This window comes from Brevibacillus borstelensis (assembly GCF_036700025.1).
In the GTDB taxonomy this organism is placed as follows: domain Bacteria; phylum Bacillota; class Bacilli; order Brevibacillales; family Brevibacillaceae; genus Brevibacillus; species Brevibacillus borstelensis.
This window is the reverse complement of the sequence record NZ_CP144922.1, coordinates 4,811,861-4,829,348: the sequence shown is the minus strand read 5'-3', so window position 1 is coordinate 4,829,348 and position 17,488 is coordinate 4,811,861. Positions and strand designations below refer to the sequence as shown.

Annotated in this window: 18 protein-coding genes; 9 read left to right on the top strand and 9 right to left on the bottom strand. The window is 52.8% G+C overall.

Features of this window, described 5'->3' with window-relative positions:
• Nucleotides 1-95: 95 nt before the first annotated feature.
• From V5G20_RS23195 to V5G20_RS23185, 3 genes are read left to right on the top strand one after another with little or no spacing between them, the layout of a single operon-like run.
• Nucleotides 96-896, top strand: a complete 801-nt coding sequence (locus tag V5G20_RS23195; RefSeq protein WP_003391042.1) for an NAD kinase — start codon at nucleotides 96-98, stop codon at nucleotides 894-896.
• A gap of 31 nt (nucleotides 897-927) precedes the next feature.
• On the top strand, nucleotides 928-1,644 hold the full coding sequence (locus tag V5G20_RS23190) for an MOSC domain-containing protein (RefSeq protein WP_024985404.1): 717 nt from the start codon (nucleotides 928-930) through the stop codon (nucleotides 1,642-1,644).
• Nucleotides 1,637-2,110 carry a YbaK/EbsC family protein gene (locus V5G20_RS23185; protein ID WP_003391046.1) on the top strand — a complete coding sequence of 158 codons (474 nt, stop codon included), beginning with the start codon at nucleotides 1,637-1,639 and terminating at the stop codon, nucleotides 2,108-2,110. The genes V5G20_RS23190 and V5G20_RS23185 overlap by 8 nt, the downstream gene beginning before the upstream one ends.
• Nucleotides 2,111-2,189: 79 nt before the next feature.
• Here V5G20_RS23185 and V5G20_RS23180 read toward each other — a convergent pair whose 3' ends face one another.
• The 5 genes from V5G20_RS23180 to V5G20_RS23160 form a co-directional block, all read right to left on the bottom strand.
• Nucleotides 2,190-2,921 carry an exonuclease domain-containing protein gene (locus V5G20_RS23180; protein WP_024985405.1) on the bottom strand — a complete coding sequence of 244 codons (732 nt, stop codon included), beginning with the start codon at nucleotides 2,919-2,921 and terminating at the stop codon, nucleotides 2,190-2,192.
• 12 nt (nucleotides 2,922-2,933) lie between these two features.
• Nucleotides 2,934-4,094 carry a DUF294 nucleotidyltransferase-like domain-containing protein gene (locus tag V5G20_RS23175; protein WP_003391050.1) on the bottom strand — a complete coding sequence of 387 codons (1,161 nt, stop codon included), beginning with the start codon at nucleotides 4,092-4,094 and terminating at the stop codon, nucleotides 2,934-2,936.
• Nucleotides 3,994-5,331, bottom strand: a complete 1,338-nt coding sequence (locus tag V5G20_RS23170) for an ammonium transporter (protein ID WP_031932125.1) — start codon at nucleotides 5,329-5,331, stop codon at nucleotides 3,994-3,996. Before V5G20_RS23170 ends, V5G20_RS23175 begins: the two co-directional genes overlap by 101 nt.
• Nucleotides 5,332-5,456: 125 nt before the next feature.
• Nucleotides 5,457-6,707 (bottom strand): MFS transporter, encoded by a 1,251-nt coding sequence (locus V5G20_RS23165; RefSeq protein ID WP_327970238.1) that lies wholly within the window; start codon nucleotides 6,705-6,707, stop codon nucleotides 5,457-5,459.
• A gap of 258 nt (nucleotides 6,708-6,965) precedes the next feature.
• A complete protein-coding gene (locus tag V5G20_RS23160) occupies nucleotides 6,966-7,127 on the bottom strand; it encodes a hypothetical protein (RefSeq protein WP_338462376.1) in 162 nt (53 codons plus the stop codon).
• Nucleotides 7,128-7,292: 165 nt separating this feature from the next.
• Here V5G20_RS23160 and V5G20_RS23155 point away from each other — a divergent pair, with 165 nt between their 5' ends.
• Together V5G20_RS23155 and V5G20_RS23150 are read left to right on the top strand one after the other, a co-directional pair.
• A complete protein-coding gene (locus V5G20_RS23155) occupies nucleotides 7,293-7,655 on the top strand; it encodes a toprim domain-containing protein (protein ID WP_024985408.1) in 363 nt (120 codons plus the stop codon).
• A 56-nt stretch (nucleotides 7,656-7,711) separates the two neighbouring features.
• Nucleotides 7,712-7,918, top strand: a complete 207-nt coding sequence (locus V5G20_RS23150; RefSeq protein WP_003391063.1) for a hypothetical protein — start codon at nucleotides 7,712-7,714, stop codon at nucleotides 7,916-7,918.
• A gap of 184 nt (nucleotides 7,919-8,102) precedes the next feature.
• Here V5G20_RS23150 and V5G20_RS23145 read toward each other — a convergent pair whose 3' ends face one another.
• On the bottom strand, nucleotides 8,103-8,882 hold the full coding sequence (locus V5G20_RS23145) for an undecaprenyl-diphosphate phosphatase (RefSeq protein ID WP_003391064.1): 780 nt from the start codon (nucleotides 8,880-8,882) through the stop codon (nucleotides 8,103-8,105).
• A gap of 362 nt (nucleotides 8,883-9,244) precedes the next feature.
• Here V5G20_RS23145 and V5G20_RS23140 point away from each other — a divergent pair, with 362 nt between their 5' ends.
• Nucleotides 9,245-10,102, top strand: a complete 858-nt coding sequence (locus tag V5G20_RS23140) for a CvfB family protein (RefSeq protein WP_228006766.1) — start codon at nucleotides 9,245-9,247, stop codon at nucleotides 10,100-10,102.
• A 169-nt stretch (nucleotides 10,103-10,271) separates the two neighbouring features.
• Nucleotides 10,272-11,396 carry a cation:proton antiporter gene (locus tag V5G20_RS23135; RefSeq protein ID WP_003391068.1) on the top strand — a complete coding sequence of 375 codons (1,125 nt, stop codon included), beginning with the start codon at nucleotides 10,272-10,274 and terminating at the stop codon, nucleotides 11,394-11,396.
• Nucleotides 11,397-11,574: 178 nt separating this feature from the next.
• On the opposite strand, the gene V5G20_RS23130 is transcribed toward V5G20_RS23135, so the two are convergent.
• The 3 genes from V5G20_RS23130 to V5G20_RS23120 are packed head-to-tail and all read right to left on the bottom strand — an operon-like array spanning nucleotide 11,575 to nucleotide 15,068.
• Nucleotides 11,575-13,536, bottom strand: a complete 1,962-nt coding sequence (locus V5G20_RS23130) for a TRAP transporter permease (RefSeq protein ID WP_031932127.1) — start codon at nucleotides 13,534-13,536, stop codon at nucleotides 11,575-11,577.
• Nucleotides 13,517-14,047: a DUF1850 domain-containing protein gene (locus tag V5G20_RS23125; RefSeq protein WP_039069989.1), complete on the bottom strand. Its 531-nt coding sequence runs from the start codon at nucleotides 14,045-14,047 to the stop codon at nucleotides 13,517-13,519. The genes V5G20_RS23130 and V5G20_RS23125 overlap by 20 nt, the downstream gene beginning before the upstream one ends.
• Nucleotides 14,048-14,054: 7 nt before the next feature.
• Nucleotides 14,055-15,068 carry a TAXI family TRAP transporter solute-binding subunit gene (locus tag V5G20_RS23120; protein ID WP_003391074.1) on the bottom strand — a complete coding sequence of 338 codons (1,014 nt, stop codon included), beginning with the start codon at nucleotides 15,066-15,068 and terminating at the stop codon, nucleotides 14,055-14,057.
• Between the two features lie 195 nt (nucleotides 15,069-15,263).
• Here V5G20_RS23120 and V5G20_RS23115 point away from each other — a divergent pair, with 195 nt between their 5' ends.
• Together V5G20_RS23115 and V5G20_RS23110 are read left to right on the top strand one after the other, a co-directional pair.
• Nucleotides 15,264-16,541 (top strand): sensor histidine kinase, encoded by a 1,278-nt coding sequence (locus V5G20_RS23115; protein WP_003391076.1) that lies wholly within the window; start codon nucleotides 15,264-15,266, stop codon nucleotides 16,539-16,541.
• Nucleotides 16,542-16,545: 4 nt separating this feature from the next.
• Nucleotides 16,546-17,466, top strand: a complete 921-nt coding sequence (locus V5G20_RS23110; RefSeq protein WP_003391078.1) for a response regulator — start codon at nucleotides 16,546-16,548, stop codon at nucleotides 17,464-17,466.
• The last annotated feature ends 22 nt before the right edge of the window (nucleotides 17,467-17,488 follow it).

The following is a 17,488-nucleotide window of genomic DNA, read 5'->3' as shown; positions in this document are numbered from 1 at the left end:
GCGAGCGTAGGCTAGTAACGACAAATCAAGATGAGGATATCCAAAGGGCCTTTTTGAAGAGGCTTTTTGTTCTATGTAAAGCGAGGGTTTGCACCATGAAAATAGCTACCGTACTGCGGAAAGATGATTATACAAGGGAAGTTTGCCGTCAATTGCGGGAAAAATTGCTGCAGCCGGACTGTCCATTTCGTTTCGTCGAAAGTCCCGAAGAAAAACCGGATATGGTGTTGTCCATCGGGGGTGACGGAACGCTTCTGGAGGCCGTCCACCAATACGGCTTTGAACCGGCCTATGTCGGCATTCATACCGGTCATTTGGGCTTTTACGCGGATTGGCACCCCGATGAGCTGGACGAATTCGTACAGGTGCTGACACAGCGTACGGAGCCGGTTATCGTCGAATATCCGACGGTTCAATGCCGGATTCATACCAAACAGGGCATCACCTATGACAAATGGGCGCTGAACGAATTGGTGATCCGCAATGCCTCGCTCTCTACGTTGGTTGCCTGTGTGTACATAAACGGGGATGAGTTTGAGACCTTTCGCGGAGACGGCCTGATCGTCTCGTCTCCGTCAGGCAGTACCGCCTACAACAAAGCAGTCAACGGGGCGCTGGTGCATCCTTCTATCGAGGCTATTCAGTTATCGGAGATTGCTTCTATCAACAATCAGGCTTATCGGACGGTAAACAGCTCGCTCGTCCTGCCCAATCATCACGAAGTAGAATTGATTGTCATGAACCCGGAGATCATGATTGGGCTGGACAGGGAGCAAGGGGTATGGAAAGACGTCCGCTCGATTACTTGTCGGGTAGGGGGAGAGAAAGTGAAGTTTGCCAGGTATAAGAAGCTCACCTTCTGGAGTCGGGTGAGAAAATCGTTTATCACCGGATAAAAAAAGAACGCTTGTGGGGAGGAGTATGGGGATGAAGAGAGTCGGGGCAGTAACGAACATTTTCCGTCATCCTGTCAAGGCGATGAAAGGCGAGCAGCTTCAGACCAGCCTGGTGGACAGATTCGGCTTGTACGGTGACAGAGGATATGCTTTTCTGGACGAATCCCGCAACGGAAAATACTTGAGTGCGGATATCATCCCCGGATTGCTCGGGTATTCAGCACGTCTGCTGGGCGAGTCTGGTGAAGACGCCTATCCCGAGGTGCGGATTCAAACGCCGAATGGGGCGGAGTACGGCTGGGAGGAAGCGCTGTTCGCTGATGTCGCGCGTACTGCCAATCGCCAGATCACGCCGTTGATGAGCACGCCGCAAGAAGGCGGGAAGAACTGGGAAGACCATATCCTGCTGGTGACGGACGCTTCCCTGAGGGAAATCGCCAGACTGATCGGCTGGGAAAGTATCGATCCGAGACGGTTCCGGGCCAATCTGGTAGTCGCATTGGACGAAGACCGTCCGTTTGCCGAGGACGAATGGATCGGCAAGCACTTGCAGATCAACGATGTTGTCCTGCAGGTAAACAAGCACTGTGAGCGCTGCCATTATGTCAACATCGATCCGGATACGCTCCAGATGAATCCGGCTGTATTAAAAACTTGCGTAAAACGGCATGACAATCATTTCGGGGTGTATGCGTCTGTCGTTCGACCGGGGCAAGTGACCGAAGGGGATGTTGTATTTTATGTCTAATCCATTGGAACGCGTGTCCCGTTTTGTAAAACAATATGATCCCGCTATCGAACCTCTGATCTTTCAGGAGAAGCTGAACACAACGGAGGAAGCAGCCCAGGCATTGGGTGTGGAGGCAGGCCAGATTGCCAAATCCATCCTGTTCCGCTGCAGTGACCGCTACGGATTGTTTGTGGCGGCAGGCGACGTGAGAATTCACCCCAAGCGGGTAAAAAAGTGTCTGGAAGGCGGTCAGCCGAAGATGGCTTCGCCTGATGAAGTAGCAGAGATAACCGGTTTTCAGGTGGGGGCGGTCTGCCCGTTTGCATTGCAAACAGAGGTGCCGGTGTTCGTCGACTCCTCTCTGGAGCGGTTTCCGGTCGTCTATACGGCTGCCGGGATTGCGGAATCGCTGCTGCCGGTCTCTTTTCAAGCTCTCGTCGAGATGACGGGAGCCCGGGTCATTGACGCTCAGTCTGCCGAGTAACAAGTGTATGTTTTAAGACGTTGAAAAGCAGAGGGACCTTCTCTCGTGTCTGGGTGTGAGACGAGAGCGGTCCCTCTTTTTAGCGCAATGCTTCATAGACCTGCCGCAAATCCGTATATCCGTTTTGGCGGGCTAGCGACAAGTAGATTCCCCAGAGCGAGGCTGCAGCGAACGCATCGCAGTAAGCATGATGCCGCCGGGAGATAACAATATTGTGTCTGGCGCATAAAGCGTCCAGCGATCCGTTGCCAATCACCTCGCCCGACAGCCGGATGAGCAGCATCGTGTCCAGCAAGCGATGGGTAAACTTCCGCCTGCTCGTCTTCCAGAGCGCCGCCCGCAAAAAATTGCGTTCGTGGCGAGAGTGATGGGCGACCAGCGGCCGGTCGCCGACGAATTGGAAGAAGCGAGTCAGCACGGTAGCCAAATCGGGTGCCGAACGCACCATCTCCTCGCGAATGCCGGTAAGCGAGGAGACGTGCGGCGGGATAGGACGGCAAGGGTCGATCAGACTGTAAAAAGAATCGCCCAGTACAAGCCGGTCACCTCGCATGGCAACGGCGCCGATAGACAAGATCGCATCACCGCGGTCAGGATCATAGCCAGTCGTCTCCAGATCCACCACGACGACCTCCAGATTGGCAAGCGGCAGATCAATACATTTGCGAGCGTGCTCTTGTTCTCTTTCCAAAAAACGCAGAAAGGCATGTGCCCCCAGATCTCCGCTGTTTTCCCACCAGGAAGCAACTCCCTTTCCCCAGGTTCGGCCGCTCAGGTGCCACAAGCGGCCGAGGCCATTCCATTTTGCCATGCAGGTGCCCCCCTATTGACGATAGACATCGAGCAGATTCTTCGTCTTCCCGTGCAGCTTCAAGGCCAGCTTCATCGCCCGGCGCAGCATCGCCAAAGTGTCCTGGGACAGCTCCCCCAATTTGACATAGCTGTTGCTGCCGTATTGCCCGTCTCTCCAATGCAAGGGGGTGATCAGCCGAAGTCCCATCAACAAGCGGAAGTGCTGTTCGACATCCCGGCAAAACGCTTCTGGCCAAATCCTGCGCGTACGCAGCGCAAGCAGTCTTTCCAGCGTTGAGGTGACGTAAATTCCATGGGCCAGGGAGAAATGGCGGACGCAATTGACGAAAGGCAGATAGACGCCCTCCTTTACATTGACGGCCCCCTGATACCGTCCGCTCTGATCAGGCGCCAGCCGTCCAAGCCAGGTGAGCGGGATGCGATGGTACAGCGTATTGCTCACCAGCCTTTCGATCAGAAGAGGATTGTTGGTAAGCAGGGTCCGGTAATAACCGGCAACGGTGGCGAAGGCGGAAGGCTCCCCCCAAATGACGCGCGCATCGCTGAAAAGAAGGAGATAGCGGGAATGTTCCCAGGTAGGGTGAGAGGCCCAGTGCTCCAGGCGCTCCATCCATTGCTCCGTACTTCCGCGCCAGCGGGCGGAGACACATGTGACATTCCCGTGGCAGGGGGGATAGCCTACCTGCTCCAGCCCCTGTACAATGACGGCTCCCAGAAGATGAAAATAGCCTTCGATATTTTCCCGTTCTTTTGTCGATAAGCCATGCGGCAATTGATAAACGAGTCCATTGTCCTGATCGCTTGCGACTGCCTGTTCACACCGGCCGCCGCTGCCGAATTGCAGATAGGCAAAGGGGACGGGCGGGGTACCTACGCCCATTTTTGCCAGCTGTCGGACGGCGAGGAGAACACCCTGCCGGATCAGACGCTCGTGGATGAGATTGACGAGTACGGCAAACGGAGCCAGCTCGGCAGCTCTCCGGATGCCCTCCAGCCGCGACGTTTCCAGCAGCTCCCCGCACAGGAGGGCAAGCTCGCGAAAAGTAGAGGCTTCGCTGATCCGGTGGACATCATCGGGTGAGAGAATGAGAGCCGTTTCGTTTGAAGGAGGAGATATGTTCTGCGGGAAGCAGCTCGGGATATCCGTATCCCCCGTGTTCGCTAAGGTCAAGACCGATCACCTCTTCTTCCTCGGTTACTCGCAGGCCGATAGTCGCTTTTAAGGCTGCCAGAATGACATACGAAACGATAAAGACGTACAAGAGGGACCCGACCAGACCAAGCGCCTGAACGCCGAGCTGGTGCCAGCCGCCGCCGTAAAACAGGCCGGGAGCGCCTACGCCTGCCTGTTCGACTAATTCGGGAGTGGCAAAGAATCCAGTGGACAATGTCCCCCAGATACCCGCCACGCCATGGACGGAAAAGGCGTAAACCGGATCGTCAATTCCTTTTCTGTCAAACCAGATTGCAGTAAAGTATGTCAGAATACCTGACACAGAACCGATGACTACGGCGGCCCAAGGCTCCACAAATGCGCAGGAAGCAGTAATCGCTACGAGTGCGGCGATGACGCCGTTCAGCATGGTCGGAATATCCGCCTTGCCCGTGACGGACCAGGCGATCGCCATGGCGGCAACAGCCCCGGCGGCAGCCCCGAGATTGGTCGTCAATGCGACATACGCAAAAAAGCCCGAGGTGCTGCCCAGTGTCGAGCCGGCGTTGAATCCAAACCAGCCGATCCAGAGGAGAATCACGCCAAGTACGGTGTACACCTGGTTGTGTCCGGGGATCGGGTTGGAGCTGCCGTCTCGGTTGTATTTGCCGATCCGCGGTTTCAGCAGGATGGTGGCCGCCAGAGCCGCAACGGCACCCTGGAGATGAACAACGGTAGACCCGGCAAAGTCCTGCATGCCGAGTTCTGCCAGCCAGCCGCCGCCCCATACCCAGTGGCCGATGACCGGATAAATGACAATGGTAAACAAAAAACTGAAAATGACGTAAATGGAGAGCTTTGCCCGCTCGGCAAAGCCGCCCCAGGCGATGGCCAGCGACACGGCTGCGAAAGCGAGCTGGAACAGAAAAAAGAGGGAGATGGGAATGTCGGCGGCAAAGGCATTGCTGAAGGAATCAGCAGCGTTTTCGCCGGAGGGATCGAAGAAAAATCCGCCAAGCCCGATAAATTCATTGCCGTTTCCGAAGGTAAGTCCAAAACCGAGGGCCCAAAACGCAAGCGTGCAAAGTCCGAAGGTGAGCACGGTTTTTCCTGCTACGTGGCCGGCATTTTTCATCCGGGTCGAGCCTGCCTCCAAAAGGGCGAAGCCGGCTTGCATCAAGATTACCAGTATGGCTGCGACCATGACCCATGTAGCATCAATCGCAGAGGCAAGAGAAGCGAATGTCGGTTCCATCCTTTCCACTCCTTTTATGTCAGTTTATCTGACATTGTATATTTGTGTCAGATTATATGACATAAGAAAAAAGAATGCAATCCGTTTTTTCTGAAAACTGCAAAAAGAAAACACCAGCCCCCGGCTCATGCCGAGAATGACTGGTGTTTGTCCTGTCTGGCCTTCCGCTCAAGTGCCAATCCGAGCGCACACATAATGGCCAGGAACAATCCGCTTGCGAAAAATAGCTCTTTGACGGGCCATGTTCCGAGCCACAGGGCCCCCATGCTGCTGGAGAGCATGGAAAATCCGGTGAACATCAGCATATTCAGCGCATAGATTTTGCCGGTGTTGGAATCGGCCGCCTTTGTTTGGATGGCGGTAACGGTGGGGATTCCGATCAAAGGTCCGCCAACGCCCGCGATGGCGGCTGCCAAAAAAGCGAGCCAATGGAGGGCGAGCCCCTGCGTCAGCAGAAGAAATCCGACCGCCTGAACAAGCCAACCGGCGATGATGACCAGCAGGTGGCGCTGATACTGGAGGCGGGCCATAAAGAGACTGCCCAGCAGATTTCCTATCCCGTAGAAGCCGATCAGGACTGCGAGCATACTGCTGTCGCCTTGCCCCATCTCGTTTGCGAGAAAAGGAAATCCTACGTTCCAGCACACCTGCCAGACGAGGAAGCCCATATTGCTGAATAGCAGGATAACGAACAACAAGCGATTGGTTTGAAGCTCTTTTAAGCCATATCCGATGTCGCGAATGTACTGCCCCGCAGATAAACGGCTCGTCACCGTTTCCTGACCGCTTCGCGGGATTTTCCCCAGGGCATAGAGGAAGCATGCGGACAGCAGATAAGCAAACGCATTGATAAAAAACAGGGTGGACAAGGGCACCCTCGCTGCAATTACACCGATCGTCATTGGCGCGGCGATACGCACGGTCCGGAAGGTGGTATCCAGGATGGCGTTGGAACTGCTTAATTGTTCAATAGGGACGATTGCCTTCAATGCGACCGTACGAGCTGGGTGGAACAGGCTGGAGAAAACACCGATCAAAAATTGGGCGGCCAGGAAAAAAGCGAACTGCTTGACGCCGAGTGCTGTCATGATTCCAACGAGGACAGCGACACTGATGCGGGCCAGGTCAGCTCCGACCATGAGCGAACGAGGATTGTATCTGTCCGCCAGTACGCCTCCGATTAAATAGAACAACAAGCCCGCTGCCATTTCAGGGATGGCCAGCAGACTCAGCGCTGTCCCTGATTGGGTGGCTTGCAGGAGATACCACAGCAAGGCAAAGCTGTAGCACTGGTCGCCGATATTGGCAGTCAGCTGAGCCAGCCACAGCAGCAGAAACGAACGGTTTTTCCACAATGCTGACGATTCCACACCCATCTCTCCGTCCTGCGAATATTCAGACAAAATATTTTTACCAGATCAGAATAGCAGGCAGCCTAGATAAAGTAAAGGAATATCCGCAGACGCTGCTCATCGCTTTTTATTCACGGTTCGCTTGCTGGGCATAGGTGGGTGAAGCCGCGTCTATACGGCGGTAATTTATGAAAAAGCAAAGGAGCCTGTTTGATAGCAGGCTTCTTTGCTTATGATCGGTTTATTCAGGTTCCGTCAGGCTCCTTCAGCCAGCAGTCCCTGCTACATGGGACGATTGTCGTTTGTACGATCCGCTTGATTATGCGCTTTGGAATGGCCCTGATTGTCTTCTGTATGCGTGTCGTCAGCTATTGTGCTGCTCGTCAAGCCCGTGACTGCCAAGCCTTTTTGGTTCAGGTTTTTCGCGCTTTTCCACTTTGCCATGTGGCACTCATTCCTTTCCGGGGTTCATCTCACTGTTACGTTTCCATCCCGATCACCTCGTTACTCAGCCACTTTTTGCCGCAATATCGCTCCCGCTTTACACAAGTAAGGTATACTAAGTCTATAAAATAACTTGTGGAACAACCGGGAAAGGAGGCCTCCGGGATGGATCACGAACGGGCTATTATCGTCGAGGGAAAAACAGACAGGGAAAGGCTCCGAAAAGTATTGGCGGAGCCGGTCCTGATCGTCTGTACGTACGGGTCATACAGCGCCGAAAAAGCTGCCCATCTGGAAGAGCAATTGGAAGAGGAAGAAGAGATCTACATCTTTACGGACGAGGATGACAGCGGCAAGAAATTGCGCTCCCAGTTGCAGGAGGATTTTCCGAATGCCACTCACCTGCATACCCAGGCACTTTACGCCCAGGTGGCGCACACTCCGCTGGACGTGCTGGCAAACATCCTCGAGCGGGCGGGCTTTTCGGTGGTTGGGGGAAATGAGGAAAGTGATTATGGGCGGGGATAACTTCAGTCGGGAACGGCAATAACAACAAGAGATGCTCTTGTTGGAGGTGTCGTAGTTTGCACAGCCTGGCGTCCTTTATAAACCGAATGAATGTGTTCGTCTGGTTGATCGGCATCTTTGCCGCTCACGCACTGCTGTATCTGTTTCTGGGAACGGCGACCTGGCTCGCTACCTCGCTGTTAGCCACGGCGTTTTACGGGATTGTCCTGCTTGTAGCCAAACTGGTCGCCAGCCGTTATGACGACAGGGAAGAAAGCAAATGAAGGAGTCGGTCGGCTTAGGGCCGGCTTTTTTCATGCCGTTTCGATGCCGTTTTTGATGCCGTTTTTGATGCCGTTTTTCAGGCCGCTTGATGAGGTTTCGATCCGTTGCAAGGCTGTGTGGCGGCGCTGCATGGCGGTCGGACAGACAGGTCGGACCCTGTTACACGGCCACCTGTCTGTCCGATCAATGTCCCATGAATTGCATGGCAAGGATGACGGCTCCCAGTATCCATACGTAGACGGCGAAGCCCTTCATCGAACCGTTGCTGATAATTTTCAGCATCCAGCGAATGGCTACATAGCCGGCAATTGCAGCAAATCCCGTTCCTACAATCATCGGTATGAGATCGATTGTTTCCAGTGGAGTTTTTATCAGCTTCACCGTTTGCAAACCCGATGCCCCCAAAATAGCCGGGAGCGACAGGAGAAACGAAAAACGGGCCGCATCCGCACGGGCAATCCCGCGCATCAGTGATCCTGCGATAGTCAGTCCGGAACGGGAGATGGCAGGCAAAATGGCGGCACCCTGCAGCGTTCCGATTATCAGGGCGTCGGCGTAGGTGATTTGTTCAAAGGTGCGGGTTCCTCTGCGCATGGATTCTACCGCCCACAGGATCGCTCCAGTAGCGAGGAACTCCCAGCCGATCGTCAAACCAGTCCGTGATATTTCTTCAAAGAAGTCCTCAAAAAGAAGACCGATGGCGGCCGTAGGAATCGTTCCGACGAACAGCAATCGTGCCAGCTTGCCGGTCGGATTCAATAAAACGTGTCGAACCTCGGACCAAAAGACGATCACCACCGCGATGAGGGTGCCAAAGTGAAGCATGGTATCAAACAGCAGCCCGGCTTCCTGCATATCAAACAGCATCCGGAACAAAACCAGGTGGCCTGTACTGGAAATCGGCAAAAATTCGGTTAAGCCCTGTACGATTCCGAGAAAAATATGCTCAAGCAAAACCAACATCGTCTGTTCGCTCCCATCCTTATACATGTACATTGTTGTTAGGGGGAAAAGGACAAAATACTGCCCCCTTGTACACCATATGTATGTGGGAAAAAGGGAGACTTGCCTCTTTTCACTGGATCGTGCTTGTCTGTTGTAAAAAGTTGTGGAATTTACCAAAGGAAAATAGGTATAGTTAGGGTGCACATGCACGGAAGCGAGGATAAACGAAAATGAACCAACGAAACCCAAGGAATCAAAGGAATCGTCCAGACCAGCGGAGTCAACGAAATAAACGGCCGCTGCGCGATTTGAGCGGCAGGCTGATCAGCTCAGCGGCAAAAAAGAAGGCCTACACGCCTCCCGCCGGATTGCAGGCAGGGATGCTCTTGACCATGACCGTGGAAAGGGAGATCGAGCCGGGTTACTTTCTGCGAGCCGGAGAAGATGAAGTGTTCCTCCACCGCAGAGAAGCGGAAGGAAGGCTCTCCATAGGCGACACAGCAGAGGTTTTTCTGTATCATGACCACGAGAATCGGCTGGCGGCCACCATGGACATGCCCTATGTAGGCTTGAATGAATACGGCTGGCTGGAAGTAGTGGATATTATGCCGCGGATGGGCGTATTTTTGGACAACGGCATCGAAAAGCACTTGCTCCTGTTCACAGATGATCTGCCCAAGCTGAAGGCGGAGTGGCCGCGGATCGGCGACAGGCTGCTGGTTACATTGAAGCGGGACAAGCTGGGGCGCCTTTTGGCCAAGCCGGTCACAGAGGAAGAAATCACCAAAATCTCGGTACCAGCGACGAGCGAGATGCACAATCAGTGGGTCGAGGGAACAGTCTACAAAGTAATTGCGGCCGGGGCGTTTTTATTCACCGAGGAAGAGCACGTCATGTTCATTCACAGGGACGAAATGACAGAACCCCTCCGCTTGGGCCAGTCCATCCGCTGCCGAGTCAGCTACGTTCGCGAAGACGGACGGATCAACGGATCGATGCGCGTTCGCAAAGAAGTGCAGTACGGAGAAGATGCCGACAAGCTGCTTCAGTATTTGAGCAATCGGGATGGCGCTATGCCGTACACAGATGATACGCCTGCCGATGTCATCAAGGAGAAGTTTGGCATGAGCAAATCCGCCTTCAAACGAGCGCTGGGAAAATTGATGAAAGAGCGGAGAGTAGAGCAGGCAAATGGATGGACGAGACTGGTGGACATCCCCACACCGCCTCATTCTTGAAAAACATATCTCACACGATACGGGCCCCCTTTCTAAAAAAGGAGCCCGTTTTTCTTTTGGAATCGCGGCGTTGCCTATTGCTGTATTTGCCAAGTCTCGATAGCTGAATCTGGACATAATAATGGTCCCGATTTCAAAAGCTAGGCATGGAGGAGTGGTGGTCGTACGCATGATTATCTTTCAGCTGGCGATTATTTTGCTCGCATCGAAAATAGCCGGTGATCTCGCTGCCAGAATCGGACAGCCATCGGTTCTCGGAAAGCTTCTGATCGGGATTATCCTCGGCCCTGCGGTTTTGGGCATCATCACAAGCACGGAAATTATCGATGAGCTCAGCGAAATCGGCGTTATTTTGCTTATGTTCCTCGCTGGGCTAGAGACGGATATCGAAGAGTTCAAGCGGACTGGCAAGGCATCCGCCTATGTGGGCGTTATCGGCATCATCGTCCCCCTCTCGCTGGGGTATGCAACCGGACTGTTTCTGGATATGTCGACCTTTGAAGCGATCTTTCTCGGACTGCTGCTCTCAGCGACAAGTGTGAGCATTTCCGTGCAAGCCCTTAAAGAGATGGACAAATTAAAGTCCAGGGAAGGCATGACCATTCTGGGTGCCGCTGTAATCGATGACGTTCTGGTGATTATCATCCTGGCGTTTCTCATGAGTGCGGCCGGAGGCGAAGTGAACCTGGGCATGCTGATTGCCAAAAAGGCAGGTTTTTTTGTGGTCGCCATTTTGTTGGGGTGGATCGCCGTTCCTTGGCTGTTAAGACGATTTGCCCCTCTCCGCGTGACAGAATCGGTGATTTCTGCAGGCTTGATCATCTGTTTTCTCTATGCCGCAATGGCCGAATACGCAGGTGTTGCAGATATTATTGGAGCTTATATCGCGGGAGTGGCGATCAGCCTGACCGATTTCAAGCATGAAGTGTTCGAAAAGGTGGAAACGATTGGTTACTCGGTATTCGTGCCTGTTTTCTTTACCTCTATCGGGATCGCGGTCGACTTCGAAGGACTTGGCAGCTACATAGGGGTCATTGCAGCGCTCAGCCTTTTGGCGATATTGACAAAGCTGCTTGGCTCGGCTGTCGGCGCCTTTTTTGCCGGATTTGACTGGAGAAGCTCATTTGGCATAGGCTCGGCGATGGTCTCCAGAGGCGAGGTGGCATTGATCATTGCCGCAATCGGACTGGAAAGCGGGCTATTGGCGGAGCAGTTGTTTCCGGTCATCGTGATCGTTGTGTTAGTAACAACGGTGGTAACCCCGCCGATGATGAAGGCGTTTTTCAAGGCATGAGAAAGTGAAGGCCGTAGAGAATGAAGCCCTGAGAGAATGCCGGGGTGATAAAAAACGGCTGCTGATGATCAAGCTTTGCCAGACCTGATCATTTATGCTCAACTTGATACGAAAAACGGGCCCCCTTTCTAAAAGAGGAGCCCGCTTTTCGTAAACATGCAGTTGGTTTATTCGCTTTTTAGGCAGATGCAGTAACCTGCTTTTCTTTACGCCCTTTGTAAATGGAATAAGCGAAGACTGCTGCCAGAAGAGCGAGACCGGCAATGTCCGTGGTCAATCCAGGAATAACAGCCAGAATGCCGCCGGCTGCTGCCAGGATGCGCTCCAACGGATTCAATTTGGACATCCAGAAACCGATAATTCCGGCACCGACACCAATCATGCCGAGTACAGAAGTAATCATTACCCAGAGCGATTCCATAAAGGTGGTATCAATCAACAGCAATTGCGGTGAGACGACGAAAATGTACGGAGCCATAAAGGCGGCGATCGCCAGCTTGGTCGATTGTACCCCGGTCTGCATCGGCTTTGATTTGGCTAAGCCGGCGGCGGCGAAGGCCGCTAAGGCGACAGGCGGCGTAATGTCCGCAACGATACCGAAGTAGAACGTAAACATGTGAGCGGCGAGATCGGGAACACCCATCTGGATCAAGGCAGGTGCTGCGATCGTCGACGTAATGATGTAGTTGGCTGTCGTTGGCGTACCCATACCAAGAATCAGCGAAGCGATCATCGTGAAGAACAGGGTCAGGAAGAGAATGCCGCCTGCCATATCAATCAGACCGTTTGCCAGTTTGAGACCGATACCGGTAAGGGTGACTGTACCTACGATGATTCCCGCACAAGCGGTAGCGGCAACTACCCCCAACGCCGTCCGGGCGCCGGAAGCGAAGGCTTCCAGAATATCGGAAATAGACATGCGTGTCTCTTTGCGGAAGGCGCCTACGACAACCGTAGAAGCAATCCCGATAATGGCGGACATCTCAGGTGAAACACCGCTCATCAAGGTAAAGATGATCACAAAAATCGGCAAAAGCAGGTAAATCCGTTTCAATACTTCTTTTTTATCGGGCAATTCCTCTTTTTTCAGCCCGCGCAAGCCGAGGCGTTTTGCTTCCAGGTGGGTCATGATCCAAACTCCGGTGAAGTAGAGAATGGCTGGAAGTGCAGCTGCTTTGGCAATTTCGAAGTAAGGCTTGTTCAAAAACTCGGACATCAGAAAGGCTGCCGCCCCCATGATTGGCGGCATGATCTGTCCGCCAGTAGATGAAGCGGCTTCGACGGCACCGGCGAATTCACTGCGGTAGCCGAGGCGTTTCATCATGGGAATCGTAAAGGACCCCGAAGTTACTACGTTTGCGACCGAGCTGCCGCTGATCGTTCCTTGCAGAGCGCTGGAGAAGACCGCCACTTTTGCCGGTCCGCCAATGCGGCGCCCAGCGACGACGAGGGCGAGATCGTTGAAGTATTGCCCTACGCCAGTCTTTTCAAGAAAAGCCCCAAACAGGATGAACAGAAAAATGAACGTAGATGATACGCCAAGCGGTGTGCCCAGAATCCCTTCCAGCGTAAAGAACGAGTGGCCGATGATCCGGTCGACATCGTTTCCGCGGTGTTCAAGGAAACCGGGCATATACGGACCGAAGTATGTGTACAGCAAAAACAGAGAGGCGATGATGGCGATCGGAAGTCCGACAACGCGGCGAGCAGCTTCCAGTACGAGTACGATGGCGATACCGCCGATTACCAGATCGAGCGTGGTAAAGTTCCCCGTACGTACGACCAGTCCCTCGTAATCGTATACCCAATAGAGAGGGAGGACAAAGGCGATGACTGCCAGCAGTATTCCGAAAATGCCAATCTTATGGTTATTTCTTTTCGTGCTGAGCGGATACAACAAGAAGATCAAACCCAGACCGAAGGCCAAGTGAATCGGACGGTGGATTTGCGGGGGCAGGGCATAAAAGATCGTACTGACTAGCTGATAAACCGTAAACAAAACCAACAGACAAAAGGTAATCCATTTCATCGGGCCGATGTAATTCCGTACGGCCGATTCCTTGTCGTACTGAGCAATTAGCTGGTCCATCTCTTGCTGACTCATATTTTGTGTGCTCAATCTAGTACCCTCCAATCTCATTCAAAATGGAACGCTTCTCCACCTGAATGGTAACGGCCGCTCCCGGCCTGTCGACGCTTGCGAGCGGTATTTCCCTTCCAGCGAAAAGCAGTGTATGATTAGCCCTCACCTGACCGATGAACAGGTGCAAGGCAGGGAAGGCGCGATTCATATTGACAACGCGAAACTGGCCGTCTTGGCTGATCAGCTTTTCTCCGGGAGCAAGTTCGCTTTCCATGCCAATGCCGTAATCCTGAAAAGACATTTCGGATAAAAGGATGTGCCCGTCTCGGATGAGGTAGGTCTCTACCACGGGCGTGCGGTGAATGGAATGAGTCCAACGTATGGAAAATGTGCCATTTTCTTCGATGCGGCCGCTCCAGATCGGCCGGTTTGTCTCCGTGTCGCGGATGACCAGAGACGGGAAGAAGGGGATGACAACCAGGGAAAGCACAGCGATGAGACACAGTAAGGAGAAAAGGCGGAACGACGTCCGCCCTTTCCCGGTTCCTACTTGCGTTTGCAGAAACATAGGGTAATTACTTTACGCCTTTTTCTTCAAAGAACTTCTTCGCGCCAGGGTGTACAGGCAAGCTCACGCCGGCAAGTCCTTCTTCAATGGTGATTTCTTTTGCCTTGGCATGGCCGAGCTTGTCAGTGTTTTCGAAGATCGCTTTGGTCGCTTTGTACACCAGATCTTCGCTCAGGTCAGCGCGAATAACGAGCATGGCTTTGACAGAAACAGTGTTGATCTCTTCCGGAACCGTTTGATACGTGTTGGCCGGAATTGTTGTTTTTACATAGAACGGATATTTTGCGATCAACGCATCGATCTTGTCTGCGTCAATCGGGATGATTTTTACGCCCTTGGTCGCAGCCAATTCGGTAATCGCAGCGGTTGGAGTTCCAGCAGTTTGGAATGCCGCATCCAGTTTGCCGTCCTGGATTGCTTTCGCAGAATCAGCGAAGGAGAGGCGCTGCAGTTGCAGATCGTCAAACTTCAGGTCATATGCTTCCAAAATTTGCTGTGCGTTCATCTCGGTACCGCTTCCAGGTGCGCCTACAGATACGCGTTTGCCTTTCAGGTCAGCTACACTTGCGATGTTGCTGTCGCTGGAAACAACAATTTGGATCGTCTCGTTATAGAGAGCACCCATCGCCTGGAATGCATCGATTTTGCCATCTTGCTGGAACATATTTTCGCCTTTGCTGGCGTAATCGGCGATGTCACTTTGTGTGAAAGCGATATCAGCTTTCTTGTCGCGAATGAGGCGGATGTTTTCAGCCGAAGCTCCAGTTGCTTGCGCCGTAGCGGTTACGCCGGCATTTTTGCCGATCAGGTCAGCCATACCGCCGCCCAGAGGATAGTAAGTTCCGCCGGTTCCGCCGGTTGCGATGATCAACTGGGAAGGATCGTTGCTTCCGCCACCGCTTCCGCCGGTGCTTCCACCATTGCCGCCTTGGGCGCTGTTTCCGCCACCGCCGCCACAGGCTGTGACCAAAGACATGGTCAGAAGCAGTGTCAGAGAAAGAAGGAGACTGCGTTTTTTCATGAAAATTCCCCCTTATTTAAAATATCTGTTCATTTCCTATAGTACCTCTTTTTCGCAAGAATACAATATTTATGCGAAGACAAAGGTACTACCATCAAGCAGTGTAAGCGCATACCTATAAAAAACTACAAAAAACTATACGAAAATATAGTAAAATAAATGTCGAAACCATTCGACAAAAGAAAGCGAACGATTATGAGAGAAAGCGTATACATTTTGCTGCTGATGCTGATAGCCGTCCCTATTGCCGGAGAACTGAAGTTTCACCCGTTTCAGGATGACTTTCGGATCAGCTTTGGAACGACGGCCTTTTTCTTTTTTTTGCTATGGTTGAGGAAAATCCCTTCCTATATAAGTGGGCCGCTTACGGGATGCATGGTCATCCTGTTTCGGCTGGGACTCGATTGGATCGCCGATGAGCCTTTTGACTTGCTCGCATCGTTCCAGATGCATCTTCCTGCTTTTTTCTTTTACGTCACTTTTTCGGTTATTTTTGCGCTGTTTCGCGTCAATCAGCTTCATCATGTTCCGTTAGCAGTCGGTTTGCTCGCTACTGTTGCCGAAATCGCCGCCAATTTGGTCGAGCTGGCTTTCCGCTCTCCGCAGTGGGATGCCGTTTTTCAGTGGGAAGTGATCAGCTCTGTCGCCGTAATCGCTCTGATCCGCAGCTTTTTCGTGCTGAGCTTCTTCAATATGATTCAGCTTCGGCAGGCCAAGTGGATGGAGGAGCAGCAGCGCACTCGAAATGAGCACATGCTCATGCTCGTTTCCAGTCTGTACGAGGAGTCCATTCATCTCAAAAAGACGCTCCAGGATGTGGAGGAGATCACCAGAGACTGCTATGAGCTCTATCGGGGACTAAAGGAAACGGACGGACAGGGAAAGGGCTACGCCAAGCAGGCGCTCCGGATTGCCGGACAGGTGCACGAAGTGAAAAAGGACAACCAGCGGATCTATGCAGGCCTCTCCAAGCTCATCTCGGACGAAAACGACCGGGATTACATGCCTCTGGGCGAACTGCTGAAAGTGATTGTGCGGGCAAACGAAAAGTACGCCAGGCTGCTCGGAAAGGATATCAGGCTGACCTATCGGGTGGATGTTCCTTTCCTCGCCTGCCATATATTTACGACATTGTCCCTTTTAAACAATCTGGCAGCAAACGCAGTGGAAGCGATCCGCGAGCGCGGTGCGATCGCCATCACTGTGACGCTGGAAGAAGGCCAGTTTCTTCTTTTTACAGTAAAGGATGATGGTCCCGGCATTACTCCGAAGAATCGGGAGCTTCTCTTCGTGCCCGGTTTTACGACCAAATACGACGTGTCAGGAAATCCTTCTACGGGAATCGGCCTTTGCTATGTCAAGGAAGTCGCGGATAACTTGCGGGGACAGGTGGAGCTGTTGGAAGGAACGGACGGGTACACAACGGTTTTTACGATCCGTTTGCCGGTTGCAAATCTGGTCCAGAAAGGTTGATAGCATGCGTTACTTCATCACGGATGACGATCAGGCGGTGCGTTCGATGCTCGCTCACATTATCGAAGATGCCGATCTGGGAATAATAGCGGGAGAAGCAGAAGACGGCTCGCAAATTGACGGAGATTTTTTGCGATTGAAACAGGTCGACATTCTCTTGATCGATCTTCTGATGCCGAACCGCGACGGGATTGAAACGATCCGGCAGTTGATCGGCTTCGAGGGGAGGATCGTCATGATCTCCCAGATCGAGTCGAAGGAAATGATCGCGGAGGCGTATTCGCTTGGAATCGAATACTACATTACAAAGCCGATCAACCGTCTGGAGGTTTTGAGCGTCTTGCAAAAAGTGCAGGAGAGGATCTTGCTGCAGCGTTCCATTGAAGGGATTCAACGCTCGCTCAGCGTGCTCCAGGGCGGTGCGGCAAGAGAGCCGCGAGAACAGCCGTTTACCGAGAAGACAATCCAGACACCTGGCAAGTTTTTGCTGACCGAGCTGGGCATGATCGGAGAGAGCGGAAGCAAGGACCTGCTGGAAATGCTCGATTATCTCCATCGTCAAGAAGGTATGCAAACAGGCGTTTACAAATTCCCTGCATTAAAAGAAATCTTTTTGGCTGTCGCGCAAAAAAAGCTGGGCGATCAGGCGAGCGGCTATGAACTGCAAAAGGAAGTAAAAGCGGCGGAGCAACGGGTACGCCGGGCGATTTACCAGGCGCTTTCCCATCTGGCCTCACTTGGACTGACTGACTACGCGAATCCGAAATTCGAGACCTACGCCTCCACTTTTTTTGATTTTACCGAAGTGCGCAAGCGGATGAGGGAGCTGGAAAACCAGATCGAGCCCGGCCCGTCGTCGACGAAAATCAACACAAAAAAGTTTATGCTGGTGCTTTATCTGGAAGCAAAGCGCTTGATGGGATAACAATAAAGAACGAGGCGGCGTA

What these genes read in the sequence shown, in the direction of transcription:
- V5G20_RS23195 (WP_003391042.1), top strand. Translation starts at nt 96, where the DNA reads ATGAAAATAGCTACCGTACTGCGGAAAGATGATTATACAAGGGAAGTT.
- V5G20_RS23190 (WP_024985404.1), top strand. Translation starts at nt 928, where the DNA reads ATGAAGAGAGTCGGGGCAGTAACGAACATTTTCCGTCATCCTGTCAAG.
- V5G20_RS23185 (WP_003391046.1), top strand. Translation starts at nt 1,637, where the DNA reads ATGTCTAATCCATTGGAACGCGTGTCCCGTTTTGTAAAACAATATGAT.
- V5G20_RS23180 (WP_024985405.1), bottom strand. Translation starts at nt 2,921, where the DNA reads ATGGCAAAATGGAATGGCCTCGGCCGCTTGTGGCACCTGAGCGGCCGA.
- V5G20_RS23170 (WP_031932125.1), bottom strand. Translation starts at nt 5,331, where the DNA reads ATGGAACCGACATTCGCTTCTCTTGCCTCTGCGATTGATGCTACATGG.
- V5G20_RS23165 (WP_327970238.1), bottom strand. Translation starts at nt 6,707, where the DNA reads ATGGGTGTGGAATCGTCAGCATTGTGGAAAAACCGTTCGTTTCTGCTG.
- V5G20_RS23160 (WP_338462376.1), bottom strand. Translation starts at nt 7,127, where the DNA reads ATGGCAAAGTGGAAAAGCGCGAAAAACCTGAACCAAAAAGGCTTGGCA.
- V5G20_RS23155 (WP_024985408.1), top strand. Translation starts at nt 7,293, where the DNA reads ATGGATCACGAACGGGCTATTATCGTCGAGGGAAAAACAGACAGGGAA.
- V5G20_RS23145 (WP_003391064.1), bottom strand. Translation starts at nt 8,882, where the DNA reads ATGTTGGTTTTGCTTGAGCATATTTTTCTCGGAATCGTACAGGGCTTA.
- V5G20_RS23140 (WP_228006766.1), top strand. Translation starts at nt 9,245, where the DNA reads ATGCTCTTGACCATGACCGTGGAAAGGGAGATCGAGCCGGGTTACTTT.
- V5G20_RS23135 (WP_003391068.1), top strand. Translation starts at nt 10,272, where the DNA reads ATGATTATCTTTCAGCTGGCGATTATTTTGCTCGCATCGAAAATAGCC.
- V5G20_RS23130 (WP_031932127.1), bottom strand. Translation starts at nt 13,536, where the DNA reads ATGAGATTGGAGGGTACTAGATTGAGCACACAAAATATGAGTCAGCAA.
- V5G20_RS23125 (WP_039069989.1), bottom strand. Translation starts at nt 14,047, where the DNA reads ATGTTTCTGCAAACGCAAGTAGGAACCGGGAAAGGGCGGACGTCGTTC.
- V5G20_RS23120 (WP_003391074.1), bottom strand. Translation starts at nt 15,068, where the DNA reads ATGAAAAAACGCAGTCTCCTTCTTTCTCTGACACTGCTTCTGACCATG.
- V5G20_RS23115 (WP_003391076.1), top strand. Translation starts at nt 15,264, where the DNA reads ATGAGAGAAAGCGTATACATTTTGCTGCTGATGCTGATAGCCGTCCCT.
- V5G20_RS23110 (WP_003391078.1), top strand. Translation starts at nt 16,546, where the DNA reads ATGCGTTACTTCATCACGGATGACGATCAGGCGGTGCGTTCGATGCTC.